The organism is Halopseudomonas sp. 4NH20-0008, from assembly GCF_057548395.1.
Map to the genome: position 1 here is coordinate 1 of NZ_BAAJMD010000020.1, position 16,483 is coordinate 16,483.

Sequence of the window (16,483 nt, forward strand, 5' to 3'; positions counted from 1 at the left end):
CATCTTCGGGCTAACGCCGCGCTCACCGGCTTGTCCGGTGCAGCGCCTTGTTAGCTTTGATTTTGATCATTGGCACTTTGCTCATATGTTTCAAACTCGTTTTCTGCTATGCCTTTGAAACGATATATTCGCTTAGATACACGTCTATTTTCGCCAGATACCCCTAACGATCCTGTTTGAGTTTCTACATTGACATTCAGGCCAGCAGAACCTTTTCCACTATTATCGTAATACTCCTCAATCTCAACCTCTGTCGCGTTTTCGATCCTCTTTGCTATAGCCAGTTCTTGAGCAACACGGGCTTGGTGCTGAGAGTAATCCATTTTGATCTGTTGTTTCGCTGCTTCTTCTCTCAAGGATTCAATATTTTTTTCGGACGCATCATCCATCGATTTTGAGGAAGCCTCTACTCCATCGATAATTAGACCGACGAGTGGACCTCCGGCAATTCTTGCTGCTACCTTCCAACCATTTGCCATTAACTAACTCTCCTTTGAATTTTAAGCTAACGTGTGAACTCATGGGCCGGTTTGTAGCCGCGAAGCGGCGGAGAGCCGGTCCCATGCAGTGATTGGTTATGTGTTGAATCTATGTACCTAAATATCAGATGTGATTTCAATAAGAACAAATTTTGACGAGCTATCAGATTTTCCGAACTTAAGCCAAGGCTTGCCTGCGCCATCGTTTAGTCTGCTCGATTCGGCATCAGATTCAGAAATATTCAAAATCTCGAATATTTGAACAGGACCGCCATCGAACTTAAGGCCCTCGTCTTCCGAGTAGCAGGCCACGGACTGCTCTGGATCAAACTGCTGCAGCTTCTTGATCAAATCCTTGATTTTCATTTCAACTCCTTATTCGTCAACGTGCTGAACACATAACATTTGTATAGTAGTCGCACCGACTCATATCTCGGTGATCGTTTAGTCATTTTAAAATTTAACCCCGACTCCTCTGAAGGCCCAGTAAATTAAGGCTTGTAGCTCAGTAAGCATTTGCAGGACACCTTACAAAACGGTCGCTGCGACTCATATCCCCATTTCTTAGCATGATCCTAACCTTCTGAATTCGCTTATAAAAATAGACATTTTAGCTTTGGCTTAGATATATCGGTCGCACCGACCGTTTTGCAGACGGTTATTGCCAAGGACGGAAGCCAGAAGGTGCCGCGCCAGGCACGCTACCGCCCCACCTTTTGCGCATGACAATGCGCACAGCGTCTGTCTGGGCAATGATTATTCAAGCGGGTTTGTCGGCAGTCCTTGCCCAAAATGGAGGGAATGCTGTCAAGCGAGCTTGGCCAGTGCGTCAGGTATAACATGGCTTTTATGCGCTGGCAAAGTGCTAGTGTATTTTTTGATCGACCAGGGTTGCCGGGCTTATCAATTGCCTAGTGGTTTAAAGGACAACCAAATGTGGCGTGGATCACAGCTCTGCGTCCTTGAAAACACGGCGCCTGGCATGCATGCCACAATGCGCGCTGCTTTTTTTGGCCTGGCTGACAACCCGCAGAAGGACGCCGCAGCGATGAACGAAAAACTTTTTGAAAAGACTGAACTGACCTATGACCAGGTGGCGTGGTATCGCCAACGCTGGTTTGTTACTGCCACGCTGGTGTTACTGACGCCCTTGGCCGCGTTGATCCTGCTGACCGGTAAAACCTACGCCGAGCAAAAGCAGGTCGTGTATGAGCTCAAGGAGCCTGTAACCAATCAGCTGTTGATTACCTGTGCGACGCTGATCGGGATTGCGCTGATTCTGGCTATTCCCATCTAAGACCTGACTGCGTCACAGTATGCGTGCTGGCTGACTGCCCTATACAAACTAAAAAGCCCCGACCATAAGCCGGGGCTTTTTCACTTACGCGATGGCTCAGGCGCTGGCAGCGTCTACACCTTCCACGTCCTTGATCGACAGCTTGATACGGCCGCGGTTGTCCACGTCCAGTACCAGTACACGCACCATCTGACCTTCGGTCAGCACGTCGGTGACTTTCTCGATACGCTGGTTGGCGATTTGAGAAATGTGTACCAGGCCGTCCTTGCCGGGCAGGATGTTGACGAAGGCGCCGAAGTCGACGATGCGCTCGACCTTGCCTTCGTAGATCTTGCCGATTTCCGCTTCAGCGGTGATCTCGTCAACCCGGGCCTTGGCCGCGTTGGCAGCGTCCTTGGTTGGAGCGAAGATCTTGACGGAACCGTCGTCAGTGATGTCGATGGAGGCCCCGGTATCTTCACAGATGCTGCGAATAACCGCGCCGCCCTTGCCGATCACGTCACGAATCTTGTCGGAGTCGATCTTCATGCTGATCATGGTCGGTGCGTTGGAGGACAGCTCCTTGCGCGACTCGCCAAGGATCTGGTTCATCTGGCCGAGGATGTTCAGGCGTGCTTCCAGGGCCTGGCCCAGGGCAATTTCCATGATCTCTTCGGTGATGCCCTTGATCTTGATGTCCATCTGCAGCGCGGTCACGCCCTTGCTGGTACCGGCTACCTTGAAGTCCATGTCGCCGAGGTGATCCTCGTCACCGAGGATGTCGGTCAGAACAGCGAACTTGTCGCCTTCCTTGACCAGACCCATGGCGATACCGGCTACCGGAGCGCTCAGTGGTACGCCGGCGTCCATCAGAGCCAGAGAGGCGCCGCACACGGAAGCCATGGAGCTGGAGCCGTTGGACTCGGTGATTTCCGATACCACGCGGATAGTGTAGGGGAAGTCATCCATGTTCGGCATCACGGCAGCGATACCGCGACGGGCCAGACGGCCGTGGCCGACTTCACGACGACCGGTGCCGCCCATACGACCGCACTCGCCTACGGAGTAGGGAGGGAAGTTGTAGTGCAGCATGAAGGGGTCTTTCTTCTCGCCTTCCAGGGTGTCCAGCAGCTGTGCATCACGGGCGGTACCCAGGGTGGTCACAACCAGCGCCTGCGTTTCGCCACGAGTAAACAGGGCCGAGCCGTGGGTGCGATCCAGTACGCCGACTTCGATGTTCAGCGGGCGAACGGTCTTGGTGTCGCGACCGTCGATACGCGGGTTGCCGTTGACGATGCTTTCACGCACGGTGCGGTACTCGATCTCGCCGAAGGCGTCCTTGACCTCACCAGCGGAGGGCTTGCCCTCTTCGTCACCAGCCAGGGCTTCGATGGCCTGGGTGCGCAACTCGCCAAGGCGGGTGTAGCGGGCCATTTTGTCGGTGATGGTGTAACCCTCGGCAATGCCAGCGCCAAACTGTGATTTGATCGCATCCAGCAGGGCGGTATTTTCCGCAGGTGCAGTCCAGTCCCAACGGGCCTTGCCGGTTTCAGCGGCGAGTTCCTTGATAGCCTGGATGGCGGTCTGGAATTCCATGTGGGCGAACAGTACGGCACCCAGCATCTGGTCTTCGGTCAGTTCCTTGGCTTCGGATTCAACCATCAGTACGGCGTCTTCAGTACCGGCTACGACCATGTCCAGACGCGAGTCTTTCAGCTGTTCGTAGTTGGGGTTGAGGATGTAACCGTTGTTGGCGTCAAAGCCAACGCGTGCGCCGGCAATCGGGCCGTCGAACGGAATGCCGGAAATCGCTAGGGCGGCGGAGGTACCGAGCATAGCGGCGATATCCGGATCGGTGCTCTTGTCGGTAGAGACAACCGTACACACGACCTGGACTTCATTCATGAAGCCTTCGGGGAACAGCGGGCGGATCGGACGATCGATCAGGCGCGAGGTCAGGGTCTCTTTTTCGGTCGGACGGCCTTCACGCTTGAAGAAACCACCGGGGATACGGCCGGCGGCGTAGGTTTTTTCGATGTAATGCACGGACAGGGGAAAGAAGTCACGGCCGGCTTCGGCCTTCTTGGCGCCTACCACGGTGCACAGCACGCTGACAGCATCATCAATGCTGACCAGTACAGCACCGGAAGCCTGGCGGGCGATACGACCGGTTTCCAGGGTGACGGTGTTATTACCTAATTTGAATTGTTTGATAACCGGTTTCACGGTGTCTTCTCTCTCTGTTTTTGCCTTTGGGGAAACTCTGGGCATGACCGGGTTTCGGACCCGGCCATGTCCAAACGGGACCTGTCGCTTAGCGACGCAGACCCAGACTGCTGATCAAGCTGGAGTAACGCGGAATGTCTTTCGACTTCAGGTAGTCCAGCAGCTTACGACGCTGGTTTACCATCCGGATCAGACCACGACGGGAATGGTGATCCTTCTTGTTTTCCTTGAAGTGACCCTGCAGCTTGTTGATGTTTGCAGTCAACAGCGCTACCTGGACTTCCGGAGAACCGGTGTCACCTTCGCCACGCGCGTATTCGGTTACAATTGCAGCTTTCTCTTCGACGCTCAGTGCCATGACAGCTTTCCTCTGAGTGAACAGGCCGGGAACGAATCCCGTGTTTTAAATCGAGGAGTGACCATGCCTGTTAACAGCCATCCTCGTTGTGACCCTGATGGGTCAACTACATCGCGTCAGCCTTCAAAGCGCATCAGGCGCTTGGGGGCAACGCGGGCATCGTCGGTCATTTCGCCGATGCCGATAAATTTGCCGCTCTGGTCACGCAAACGCACCATACCGAAAGCCGGACTACCCGGAACCCGCACGGCCTGGCCGTGGTTCAGGTAATAGGCGGTCTGCTCGGTCAGGTCCACCACCGGCCAATCCAGCAGGCCGCTGTCGCTGGGCAGCAACAGGTGATCCAGTGCCTCATGTCCACCCTCGGCGTGCAATGCTTCAAGGGTTTCCAGGGTGATCGACTGACTCAAATCGAAGGGCCCGGCCTTGATCCGCCGCAGCGCCGATACATGCGCACCACAGCCCAGCGCCAGACCAATATCTTCAACCAGGGTGCGAATATAGGTGCCCTTGGTACAGTGGACTTCCAGCTGCAGACGATCACCGTCCAGACCCAACAATTTTAGCTGGGTAATAGTAACAGATCGCGGCTTGCGCTCCACAGTTTCACCGGCACGGGCCAGTTTGTACAACGGCTGACCGTCATGCTTGAGCGCCGAATACATGGGCGGAATCTGTTCGATATCGCCGGTAAAGCTCGGCAGTACCGCGTTGACCTGTTCCAGACTGACATTTACCGGTTTCATTTCGATGACATCACCCTCGGCATCGCCGGTGGTGGTGGTCATGCCCAGACGGGCTTCGGTGACGTAGGCCTTGTCGGCATCCAGCAGATACTGGGAAAACTTGGTGGCCTCGCCCAGGCACAGCGGCAGTACGCCGCTGGCCAACGGATCAAGACTACCGGTATGGCCGCCCTTGGCGGCATTGAACAGCCAACGCACCTTCTGCAGGGCATTGTTGGAGCTCATGCCCAGCGGCTTGTCGAAAATCAGTACGCCATCGATATCGCGGCGCTTGCTACGCGGTGCCGACACAGATCAGTCCTCGCCATCCGACTGGTGCTGACGGTCTTCCGCGACGGCACGTTCGATCAGCGACGACAGGTGCACGCCACGGCGCACGCTTTCGTCATAATGAAAATGCAGCTGCGGCACACTGCGCAACTTCATGACCTTACCCAACTGCATGCGCAGGTAACCGGCCACATCCTTGAGGATCGACAGATTCTGGGCGATTTCTTCGGCCGTCACGTCGCCCATCAGGGTAATAAACACCTTGGCGTGGGCCAGATCACGACTGACGTCGACCGCAGTGACGGTGATCATGCCGATACGCGGATCACGTACCTCACGCTGGATCAACAGCGCCAGTTCACGCTGCATCTGATCCGCTACGCGGTGGGTACGACTGTATTCTTTTGCCATTACATTCTGTCTCTGGCCACGGCTGTGGCCGATAAAAAAATCAACTCAACGAAAACGCCAACGGCAAGTTCACCGGCCAGCCTGTTGGCTGTGCCCATGAACCTGCCGTATGACGCCGCGAACGGCGGTTACAGACTGCGCTGAACCTGGATGCGCTCGAAGACTTCGATGCGGTCACCCGGTTTAACGTCATTGTAGTTCTTCACGCCGATACCGCACTCCATGCCGTTACGCACTTCGCCGACGTCGTCCTTGAAGCGACGCAGGGATTCCAGCTCGCCTTCGTAAATCACCACGTCTTCGCGCAGAACGCGAATCGGGCGGTTACGGTGGACCGTGCCTTCAATCACCATACAGCCGGCAACTGCACCAAACTTGGGTGAGCGGAACACGTCGCGAACCTCGGCCACACCGAGGATCTGCTCGCGTACATCGCTGCCGAGCATGCCGCCGAGGGCCTTCTTGACGTCGTCGATGATGTCGTAAATGACGCTGTAGTAACGCAGGTCAATGCCTTCACTTTCAACGATCTTGCGCGCGGTTGCATCGGCACGCACGTTGAAGCCGAAGATCACGGCGTTGGACGCCAGTGCCAGGTTGGCGTCGGTTTCGGTGATACCACCCACGCCACCGGAAATGATCTTGACCTGAACTTCCTCGTTACCCAGATCGCTGAGCGAGCCTTGCAGGGCTTCCAGCGAACCACGGACATCGGACTTGAGGACGATATTGAGGGTCTTCTTCTCGTCCTGGCCGATGTTGTCGAACATGTTCTCTAGCTTGGCCGACTGCTGACGGGCCAGTTTGATCTCGCGGAACTTGCCCTGACGGAACAGCGCCACTTCACGGGCTTTCTTCTCGTCGGTGACCACGGTCAGCTCATCACCGGCATCCGGGGTGCCATCCAGGCCGAGAATCTCGACGGGAATGGACGGACCGGCTTCCTTGATCGGCTTGCCGTTCTCGTCATACATGGCACGTACACGGCCATAGTTGACGCCGGCCAGGACGATATCGCCCTGACGCAGGGTACCGTTCTGAACCAGTACGGTCGCCACCGGGCCGCGGCCCTTGTCCAGACGCGATTCCACTACCACACCGCGACCCGGAACCGAAGGCTGGGCCTTGAGTTCAAGTACTTCGGCCTGCAGCAGAACGGCTTCAAGCAGTTCGTCGATACCGGTACCGACCTTGGCCGATACGTGCATGAACATGGTGTCGCCGCCCCACTCTTCAGGAATGACCTGGAGTGCAGACAGGTCATGCTTGATGCGGTCCGGATCGGCGTCTTCCTTGTCGATCTTGTTCACGGCAACCACCAGCGGAACGCCAGCGGCCTTGGCATGCTGGACAGCTTCCTGGGTCTGCGGCATCACGCCGTCATCGGCCGCTACCACCAGAATCACGATATCAGTGGCCTTGGCACCACGGGCACGCATGGCGGTAAACGCGGCGTGACCGGGGGTATCCAGGAAGGTCACCATGCCGCGTTCAGTTTCAACGTGGTAGGCACCAATGTGCTGGGTAATGCCACCGGCTTCGCCAGAGGCGACCTTGGCGCGACGGATATAGTCGAGCAGCGAGGTCTTGCCGTGGTCAACGTGACCCATGACCGTGACAACCGGTGCGCGGCTGACCATTTCGCCTTCATGCGACTGGGACGCTGTTACCAGCGCATCTTCCAGGTCACTTTCGCGCACATGCTTGACCTTGTGGCCCATGTCTTCGGCAATGATGCTGGCGGTGTCCTGATCCAGTACCTGGTTGATGGTCACCATGTTGCCTTGCTTGAACATGTACTTGATGACCTCAGCGGCCTTGATCGACATCTTCTGCGCCAGTTCGGCCACAGTGATGGTCTCGCCAATTACCACATCGCGCACTATCGGTCCTGTCGGCTTCTCGAAGCCGTGCTGATTACGTTTCTTGTTGGCCTTGAGCTTGCCACCGCCACCACGGCGACGGGCCATGGCTTCATCATCTTCGCTGACGCGCGGAGCAACACGGCCCTTGGTCGCATGACCACCGGCGCGCTTGCGGCTGCGCTCTTCCTCTTCCTCGGCGCGGGTCGGCTTGCGATGCGCGTCCTTTTTCTTGGAATGGTCAGGCTTGTCAGCAGGCGGTGCTATAACCACCGGCTTGGCTGGCTCTTGCGGCTGAGCCGCAGCAACCGGCTCCGCCTGGGCCACAGGGGCCTCGGCAACAGGTTGCTCGGACGGCTTCTGCTCGGTAGCAGCCTGGGCGGCCACACGGGCGGCTTCTTCTTCACGGCGCTGGGCTTCAACGGCCGCCTTGCGGGCGTCTTCGGCTTCTGCGGCGCGTTGTTCGTCCAGCTCGCGCTGGCGCTCGGCTTCAAGCTCGGCCGGATCGCGCTTGACGTAGGTTTTCTTCTTGCGCACTTCGACGTTGACCGTCTTGCTGCCAGCCACCTTGAGAGTGCTGACTGTCTTGCGCTTCAGGGTAATCTTGCGTGGCTCGGATACCGAGTCACCATGGGCATTCTTCAGGAACGCCAGCAAGGCCTGTTTTTCCTCGTCGCTGACACGCTGATCCGCACTGGTTTGCGGCAACCCTGCTTCGCGCATCTGCTGCAGCAAACGCTCTAGGGGGGTTCCCACTACATCAGCCAACTCTTTGACCGTCACTTCCGCCATTCACATCTCTCCTCAGTCGGTGGCCCCGCAAAGCGCGGGGGGGACTTGCTATGCCGACCGGTTATTCAAACCAGGGTGCCCGGGCCGCCATAATCAGCGCACCGGCACGTTCTTCGTTCATGCTTTCAATATCCAGCAACTCGTCGATTGACTGTTCTGCCAGATCTTCCATGGTGACAATGCCCTTGGCTGCCAGATGGAAGGCCAGGGAACGATCCATGCCCTCCATGTTCAGCAGATCCTCAGCGGGCTGCACATCTTCCAGCTTCTCTTCACTGGCGATGGCCTTGGTCAACAGCAGATCCTTGGCACGCGAGCGCAGTTCATTGACGATATCTTCGTCAAAGCCATCGATACCGAGCATTTCTTCCATCGGTACGTAGGCGATCTCTTCCAGCGAGGTGAAGCCTTCTTCAACCAGCAACTGGGCCAGATCTTCATCAACATCCAGCTCGTCGATAAAGGTGCGCAGGATATCGCCAGTCTCGGCCTCCTGTTTGGCACGGATATCGTCTTCGGTCATCACGTTCAGGGTCCAGCCGGTCAGCATGCTGGCCAGACGCACGTTCTGACCGCTGCGGCCGATGGCCTGGGCCAGATTATCTTCCGCTACCGCGATGTCGATGGTGTGGGTATCTTCATCAAGGATGATCGAGGCCACTTCGGCCGGGGCCATGGCGTTGATCACGAACTGCGCGAAGTTGTCGTCCCAGAGTACGATGTCAACGCGCTCGCCACCCAGTTCGCCGGAAACGGCCTGGACGCGTGAGCCGCGCATGCCGATACAGGCACCCTGGGGATCGATACGCTTGTCCTTGGAACGCACGGCGATCTTGGCGCGCGAGCCCGGATCACGTGCGGCGCACATGACTTCAATCAGCTCTTCGGCAATTTCCGGCACTTCAATGCGGAACAGCTCGATGATCATTTCCGGGCAGCTGCGTGACAGCACCAGCTGCGGACCCCGGTTCTCGGCGCGAATTTCCTTGAGCAGGGCGCGAATACGCGCACCGGTGCGGAAGGTTTCACGCGGAATCATTTCTTCGCGCGGCAGTACGGCCTCGGCATTGTTGCCCAGGTCGACAATCACGCTGTCACGGGTCACTTTCTTGACCGTGCCGCTGATGATTTCACCCAGGCGGTCACGGTAGGCGTCTACTACTTGAGCGCGCTCGGCTTCACGGACCTTCTGGACAATCACCTGCTTGGCGATCTGTGCGGCAATACGGCCGAACTCGACCGAGTCGATCTTCTCTTCGACCACGTCACCGATCTTCAGGTTAGGGTCGCGCGCATGGGCCTGATCCAGAGCCAGTTGCATGCCGGGCTCTTCAAAATCCTCGTCAGTGACAACGGTCCAGCGCATGAAGCTTTCATAGCTGCCGGTGTGGCGGTCGATTGCAACCCGCACATCCACCTCGTCTTCGTAACGCTTTTTGGTTGCCGTAGCCAATGCCAGTTCCAGTGCTTCGAAAATCACACCGGGTGGCACGCCTTTTTCATTGGAAACGGATTCCACAACCAGCAGCACTTCTTTGCTCATCGTATGCCTCGCCTAACGCCGTCCATTGGGGCCACTGAGGCCCGAAATAATGCTCAAAACCGTGGAATGATATTGCTCTTGTCGATGGAGTCGATCGGCAGCAGATACTCGTGCTCATCTACCAGCAAAATGACTTCGTCTCCCTCAACACCACGGATGACACCTTGAAAATTCCGCCGTCCCTCATAAGGTACGCGCAATCTGATCTTGACCTGTTCGCCTGCATGTTCGGCAAACTGCTCAAGGGTAAATAACGGTCTGTCCATACCGGGCGAAGAGACTTCCAGGGTGTAATCCCCGGTGATTGGATCTTCCACGTCCAGTACCGCACTGACCTGCCTGCTGACTGTGGCGCAGGCTTCAACACTGATGCCATCTGGATGGTCTATATAGACTCGCAGCAGGGTATGCCGCCCCTGGGACAGATACTCGATCCCCCAACTGCGGAAGCCCAAAGCCTCGACAATCGGGACCACCAGGGCCTCCAACTCAGTCAATTTGCCGGACAAATCGTCTGCCTCGCATCGTATTGAAAAACATCACAAATAAAAAATGGGCACTAGTGCCCATCCTGTGTACTGCTCCGGACATTACCCAGGACAGCTAACAAAAAGCCCCTGAAAAGGGGCTTTAAAACTGGTTGCGGGGGCAGGATTTGAACCTACGACCTTCGGGTTATGAGCCCGACGAGCTACCAGACTGCTCCACCCCGCGTCAAATCTTAGGCCGTGGATTATACGCCCGCAAGCGAGACAAGACAACCGACATTACTGGCCTGAAAAAAGTCAGGGCCTGCAATGCAGGCCCTGTCTAGTTGGTGCGGAAGATGGGACTCGAACCCATACACCCTAAGGCACTACCCCCTCAAGATAGCGTGTCTACCAATTCCACCACTTCCGCAAAACTGTTGGCTTACTCGACAGTGGGTACATCATCCACTGCGGGGGCCTGAGGAGCCTGTTCTTCTTCAAGAACAGGTACATCTTCACTGATGGTCGGAGCCACCGGTGCGGTCTGCAGAGCCGGCGCGGGCAGGCCTGCATCACGAATTGCTGACGCCTGAGTACTGGCGTAATAAGCCAGACCAAGCGAAGTAACAAAGAATACGGTCGCCATGATGGCCGTCAGGCGGCTCAGAAAAGTAGCTGAACCCTGGCTACCAAACACGGTACCGGAGGCGCCTGAACCAAAGGATGCACCGGCTTCGGCACCTTTACCCTGCTGGATCAGAACCAATCCGACCAGAGCGATGGCTACCAGAAGATGTACAACCACAACTACTGTTTCAATCATTACGCTCGTCCTGCGGCACGTACAATCGCGCCAAATTCATCTGCATTGAGAGAGGCTCCACCTACCAGCCCCCCATCGATATCCGGCATGGAGAACAGGGCCTCGGCGTTATCAGCCTTGACGCTGCCACCGTACAGGATCTGTACGCGCTGGGCCTGCTCATCGTCCAGCATGGCCAATCGGGCGCGGATCATGGCGTGCACATCCTGAGCCTGCTCAGGTTCGGCTGTCAAGCCGGTACCGATAGCCCAGACCGGTTCATAGGCCACTACACCCTGAGCCAGACCACCGACACCAAAGGTGTCGAGAATAACCTGCAACTGGCCGCCCACCACCTCGGCGGTAAGCTGTGCATCCCGCTGCTCGCGTGTCTCGCCGACACACAGAACCGGGCGCAGACCACAGGCAAGGGCTGCGGCAAACTTTCTACATACTATCTCGTCGGTCTCGGCGAACAGACTGCGTCGCTCGGAATGACCCACAAGTACAAATTCACATCCTGCATCGCGTAGTTGCGCCGGGGAAATCTCACCCGTCAACGCACCCGGTTCAGCCTGATAAGAGCAACTCTGCCCACCCAGACGCACCGGCAGATCAGTCAAGGCATCTCGGCACTGCTGAATAAACAGCGCCGGCGGGGCAATCATCACATCCACATCGCTGGGCCAGTCCTGCTGACTCAAGCCTTGCAACAGGCTTTCAACGGACTGCCGTGTACCGTGCATTTTCCAGTTGCCGGCGACCAGTGGACGACGCATGCCTAACCTCTCAGTTCAAGCGGGCGCCAATGTTAACCAAGTTGCCTGTATGAAACAACTGCCTTTTGCACGGCTATATCAATGAATTGCCCGCGTTCCTGGCCAGGGCCGCCAATGCACCGCCTAACCCGCCTCGGCAGCGAACAAAACACGCACCTGGTTGGCGAGGATGTTGGCTTCGCTCGCGACCTGGGCAGCATCCTGACCTTCGACCATGACGCGTATCAACGGCTCGGTGCCAGACAGGCGCAACAACACCCGGCCACTGTCACCCAGTCTGGACTCGGCTGCCGCTACCGCCTGCTGCAGAGCTGGATCGGCCAGTGGCGAGTCGGCACCGCGGGCATAAGCCACATTGATCAAGGTCTGTGGGCACTTGAGCATGCCGCTTCGTGCTTGCGCCAGGGTCTGGCCATTGTACTGCAACGCTTTGAGCACCTGCAGAGCAGCAATGATGCCGTCACCGGTACTGGTGTGATTCAGGCAGACAATATGCCCCGACGCTTCCCCACCGAGAATCCAGTCATGCTCACGCAATCCAGCCATGACATAACGGTCACCGACCTTGGCACGAACAAACTCGATACCCTTGTCGCGCAGCGCCAGTTCCAGCCCCAGATTGCTCATCTGCGTGCCGACTACACCACCACGCAGCAGGTCACGCCGATGCAGATCCATGGCCATGATATACAGCAGCTCATCGCCGTCGACCTCGACACCCTGATGGTCAACCATCAGGACCCGATCGCCATCGCCATCCAGGGCAATACCCAGATCGGCACCGCTGTCCAGCACCTGCTGGGTAAGCGCACGCAGATCAGTGGAGCCGACCTGGTCATTGATGTTCAGTCCATCTGGCTTGTCACCAATGACAATCACCTCGGCCCCCAGCTCACGAAACACACTGGGTGCCACCTTGTAGGTGGCGCCATGGGCGCAGTCGAGCACCAGCTTCAGACCCTTGAAGCTGGTACTGGTGGGTACGCTGCTTTTGCAGAACTCAATATAACGTCCGGAGGCGTCTTCAACCCTGAACACCTTGCCCAGCTGTGCCGACTCGACCACCTGCATGGGTTCATCGACCAGCCGCTCGATTTCCAGCTCCAGCTCATCAGGCAGCTTGCTACCGGTGGCCGAGAAGAACTTGATGCCGTTGTCGTAATACGGGTTATGCGAAGCACTGATAACAATGCCGGCGTCGGCCTTGAAGGTGCGGGTCAGGTAGGCAATCGCGGGCGTGGGCATGGGACCGAGTAGTTGCACATGAGCACCCGCAGCAGACAGACCCGCTTCCAATGCCGATTCAAACATATAGCCGGAAATCCGCGTGTCCTTGCCAATCATGACCCGGCAACTGCCCTGCCGGCGAAAAGCGGTACCCACAGCCCAGCCGAGTTTGAGGACAAACTCGGGGGTTATCGGGTGAGTACCGACATGACCGCGAATGCCGTCTGTGCCGAAATAGCGTTTTTGCATGTCAAGCATCCTGGGTGAAGAACCTGTTCAATGTGGGTGACCGGCGGCCAGAACGGCTTCGGCCATGCGCACGGCGTCAACACTGGCGGCCACGTCATGCACGCGAATGAGTCGTGCGCCAAGGGTCACGGCCAGCGTCGCCAAGGCCAAACCGCCGGCCAGGCGCTGGTCGACCTCGCGACCGAGCAATTGACCAATCATGCTTTTACGCGATACGCCGACCAGTAATGGCAGGCCTCGCGGACGCAATTCGTTCATGCGTGCAAACAGCTGAAGGTTGTGCTCCAGGGTTTTGCCAAAACCAAACCCCGGATCCAGAATCAGCCTGCCACGGTCAATACCGGCATTCTCGCAGGCCGCAACCCGATTCGCGAGAAAGTCTGATACTTCATCGATAATCGAGTCATAACGCGGGGCCTGCTGCATATTTTGCGGATCACCCTGCATGTGCATCAGGCACACCGGCAGCGCCGTCGCTGCGACTGCCTGCAGGGCACCGGGGCGCTGCAACGCACGCACATCATTGATCAGCCCGGCACCCACCGCCGCGCTGCCTGCTATGACTTGAGGGTTACTGGTATCCACCGAGACGATAGTGTCAAAACGCAACTTGATGGCCTCGACTACCGGAACAACGCGATCGACTTCCTCGGCAGTGGATACCGCTTGAGCGCCTGGACGGGTTGATTCGCCGCCCACATCGATCAGCGTCGCGCCCTCGGACAACATGCGTTCAACATGCCGCAGCGCATCATCAAGCTGCTGAAAGCGTCCGCCATCGGAAAAGGAGTCAGGTGTGGTATTGAGAATACCCATGACATGGGTACGGGACAGGTCCAACACCCGGTCGCCGCAAGGCAACCGGGTATTATTGGAAGTGACGGACATCAAGACAGACTCAGTGCTCGCTGGCTGGACCGCCGATGACACCACTGTCATCGGCCTTATCATCCTGCACATCGCCCTGAGGCTTGTTGGCTGCTGCACCGGGGCCGGACTTGTCGTCCTGATTCCAGTCCTTGGGCTCGCGTGCCGGCACGCCATTCATGATGTCATCAATCTGATCGGCATCAATGGTTTCGTACTTCATCAGGGCTTCGGCCATCAGATCCATCTTGTCACGGTTGTCATGCAGGATCTGCTTGGCCGTGTCGTAGCACTCATCAATGATCCGACGCACTTCCTGGTCAATGACCTTGGCTGTTTCACCGGAGACATTTGATCCACCACCACCGCCCATGCGGCCCAGATAGCCCTGATCCTCATCCTCGGCATAGAGCAACGGACCGAGTTTCTCGGACAGGCCCCATTTGGTCACCATGTTCTTGGCCAACTGGGTGGCGCGCATGATGTCGTTCGACGCACCTGTGGTCACACCGTCAAAGCCCAGGGTCATTTCCTCGGCAATACGACCGCCGAAGAGTGAGCAGATCTGGCTGATCAGCGCCCGCTTGGACAGACTGTAACGATCTTCCTCGGGCAGGAACATGGTCACACCCAGGGCGCGACCACGGGGAATGATCGAAACCTTGTAGACCGGATCATGTTCGGGCATCAAGCGGCCAACAATGGCATGGCCGGACTCGTGATAGGCGGTATTGAGCTTTTCCTTGTCGGACATGACCATGGACTTGCGCTCGGCGCCCATCATGATCTTGTCCTTGGCCATCTCGAATTCCTTCATTTCCACCAGACGCTTGTTGGCGCGGGCGGCAAACAGGGACGCTTCGTTGACCAGGTTGGCCAGATCGGCACCGGAGAAACCGGGGGTACCACGGGCAATATTGGCGGGCTGTACGTCATCACCCAGCGGCACCTTGCGCATGTGCACCTTGAGAATCTGCTCGCGGCCACGAATATCCGGCAGGCCGACGACAACCTGACGGTCAAAGCGGCCCGGGCGCAGCAAGGCGGGGTCAAGCACGTCAGGCCGGTTGGTCGCCGCGACGACGATGATGCCGTCGTTGGGCTCAAAGCCATCCATCTCAACCAGCAACTGGTTCAGGGTCTGCTCACGCTCATCATGACCACCACCCATTCCCGAACCACGGTGACGACCGACCGCATCGATCTCGTCAATAAAGATGATGCAAGGCGCATGCTTTTTGGCCTGATCAAACATGTCGCGCACGCGACTGGCACCTACACCCACGAACATTTCGACAAAGTCGGAACCGGAAATGGTAAAGAACGGCACTTTGGCTTCGCCGGCGACGGCCTTGGCAAGCAAGGTCTTACCCGTACCCGGCTGGCCGACCATCAAGACGCCGCGCGGAATGTGCCCGCCCAGACGCTGGAACTTACCCGGATCACGCAGGAACTCGACCAGCTCGCTGACTTCTTCCTTGGCCTCATCGCAACCGGCAACGTCGGCAAAGGTGGTCTTGACCTGATCTTCTGAGAGCATGCGCGCCTTGCTCTTGCCAAAGCTCATGGGGCCGCCCTTGCCGCCCGCACCGCCTTGCATCTGGCGCATGAAGAACATGAAGATGGCAATAATGATCAGAATCGGGAAGCTGGCAATCAACAGCTGGGTCCAGATGCTCTGCTTTTCAGGCTGCTTGCCCTCAACAACCACATCGTTGTCCAGCAGATCGCCGATCAGACCGCTGTCCTGAATAGCCGGACGCACCGTCTTGAACTGGCTGCCATCACGATTGACGCCACTGATTTCAAAGCCGTCCACGGTAACCCGCTCAACCTGACGATCCTTGACCAGATCCAGAAACTGGGAATAGTTGAGGGTATTGGTTGGCTCTGCGGTACTGCTGAAGTTGTTCATCACCGTCACCAGTACGGCCGCAATGATCAACCACAGGATGAGGTTTTTCGCCATATCGTTCAAATCGCTACCCTCTTGCCCTGTTGAGGCTCAACATGGGCATAACTGAGTCTGAGAAACATCCATGTCACCTTACACCAGAATTCGACCTGACTGCAGTTGAACCTGTGTAACGCACTATGTCGTTGGTGCCGGTAATCAGCCGACCCGC

At 57.2% G+C, this 16,483-nt stretch carries 15 protein-coding genes and 2 tRNA genes; 1 reads left to right on the forward strand and 16 read right to left on the reverse strand.

Translation table 11 applies throughout. The annotated features are described in order from the left end of the window. Positions 1-50: 50 nt before the first annotated feature. Both AC27HQ_RS15995 and AC27HQ_RS16000 read right to left on the reverse strand, forming a co-directional pair. Positions 51-479: a hypothetical protein gene (locus tag AC27HQ_RS15995; protein ID WP_487157207.1), complete on the reverse strand. Its 429-nt coding sequence runs from the start codon at positions 477-479 to the stop codon at positions 51-53. Positions 480-596: 117 nt separating this feature from the next. Beyond that, on the reverse strand, positions 597-845 hold the full coding sequence (locus AC27HQ_RS16000; RefSeq protein ID WP_487157208.1) for a hypothetical protein: 249 nt from the start codon (positions 843-845) through the stop codon (positions 597-599). Positions 846-1,461: 616 nt separating this feature from the next. Between AC27HQ_RS16000 and AC27HQ_RS16005 the strand changes: the two genes are divergently transcribed. Continuing rightward, complete coding sequence (locus AC27HQ_RS16005; protein WP_487157209.1) at positions 1,462-1,776, forward strand: hypothetical protein; 315 nt, start codon at positions 1,462-1,464, stop codon at positions 1,774-1,776. A gap of 96 nt (positions 1,777-1,872) precedes the next feature. On the opposite strand, the gene pnp is transcribed toward AC27HQ_RS16005, so the two are convergent. From pnp to ftsH, 14 genes are all read right to left on the reverse strand, one after another. Continuing rightward, positions 1,873-3,981, reverse strand: coding sequence for a polyribonucleotide nucleotidyltransferase (gene pnp, locus AC27HQ_RS16010; RefSeq protein WP_487157210.1), 2,109 nt, complete (start codon positions 3,979-3,981; stop codon positions 1,873-1,875). Positions 3,982-4,069: 88 nt separating this feature from the next. Beyond that, a complete protein-coding gene (rpsO, locus tag AC27HQ_RS16015) occupies positions 4,070-4,339 on the reverse strand; it encodes a 30S ribosomal protein S15 (RefSeq protein ID WP_150278770.1) in 270 nt (89 codons plus the stop codon). Between the two features lie 116 nt (positions 4,340-4,455). Then, a complete protein-coding gene (truB, locus tag AC27HQ_RS16020) occupies positions 4,456-5,376 on the reverse strand; it encodes a tRNA pseudouridine(55) synthase TruB (protein ID WP_487157211.1) in 921 nt (306 codons plus the stop codon). A gap of 3 nt (positions 5,377-5,379) precedes the next feature. Then, the gene (gene rbfA, locus AC27HQ_RS16025) at positions 5,380-5,766 is read right to left on the reverse strand and encodes a 30S ribosome-binding factor RbfA (protein ID WP_487157212.1); all 387 of its coding nucleotides are present in this window, start codon (positions 5,764-5,766) and stop codon (positions 5,380-5,382) included. Positions 5,767-5,894: 128 nt separating this feature from the next. Continuing rightward, a complete protein-coding gene (gene infB, locus AC27HQ_RS16030) occupies positions 5,895-8,420 on the reverse strand; it encodes a translation initiation factor IF-2 (protein ID WP_487157213.1) in 2,526 nt (841 codons plus the stop codon). Between the two features lie 61 nt (positions 8,421-8,481). Next, complete coding sequence (gene nusA / locus AC27HQ_RS16035) at positions 8,482-9,963, reverse strand: transcription termination factor NusA (RefSeq protein ID WP_487157214.1); 1,482 nt, start codon at positions 9,961-9,963, stop codon at positions 8,482-8,484. Between the two features lie 53 nt (positions 9,964-10,016). Then, positions 10,017-10,472 (reverse strand): ribosome maturation factor RimP, encoded by a 456-nt coding sequence (gene rimP, locus AC27HQ_RS16040; RefSeq protein ID WP_487157215.1) that lies wholly within the window; start codon positions 10,470-10,472, stop codon positions 10,017-10,019. Between the two features lie 128 nt (positions 10,473-10,600). Further along, positions 10,601-10,677: transfer RNA gene (locus tag AC27HQ_RS16045), tRNA-Met, on the reverse strand. A 101-nt stretch (positions 10,678-10,778) separates the two neighbouring features. Next, positions 10,779-10,863, reverse strand: a tRNA-Leu gene (locus AC27HQ_RS16050). Between the two features lie 12 nt (positions 10,864-10,875). Next, a complete protein-coding gene (gene secG, locus AC27HQ_RS16055) occupies positions 10,876-11,256 on the reverse strand; it encodes a preprotein translocase subunit SecG (RefSeq protein WP_487157216.1) in 381 nt (126 codons plus the stop codon). Next, positions 11,256-12,014: a triose-phosphate isomerase gene (gene tpiA / locus AC27HQ_RS16060; RefSeq protein ID WP_487157217.1), complete on the reverse strand. Its 759-nt coding sequence runs from the start codon at positions 12,012-12,014 to the stop codon at positions 11,256-11,258. The genes secG and tpiA overlap by 1 nt, the downstream gene beginning before the upstream one ends. A 123-nt stretch (positions 12,015-12,137) precedes the next feature. Beyond that, positions 12,138-13,490 carry a phosphoglucosamine mutase gene (glmM, locus tag AC27HQ_RS16065; protein WP_487157218.1) on the reverse strand — a complete coding sequence of 451 codons (1,353 nt, stop codon included), beginning with the start codon at positions 13,488-13,490 and terminating at the stop codon, positions 12,138-12,140. A 27-nt stretch (positions 13,491-13,517) separates the two neighbouring features. Continuing rightward, positions 13,518-14,378, reverse strand: coding sequence for a dihydropteroate synthase (gene folP / locus AC27HQ_RS16070; RefSeq protein ID WP_487157219.1), 861 nt, complete (start codon positions 14,376-14,378; stop codon positions 13,518-13,520). Positions 14,379-14,388: 10 nt separating this feature from the next. After that, positions 14,389-16,335 carry an ATP-dependent zinc metalloprotease FtsH gene (gene ftsH / locus AC27HQ_RS16075; RefSeq protein WP_487157220.1) on the reverse strand — a complete coding sequence of 649 codons (1,947 nt, stop codon included), beginning with the start codon at positions 16,333-16,335 and terminating at the stop codon, positions 14,389-14,391. Positions 16,336-16,483 lie beyond the last annotated feature (148 nt).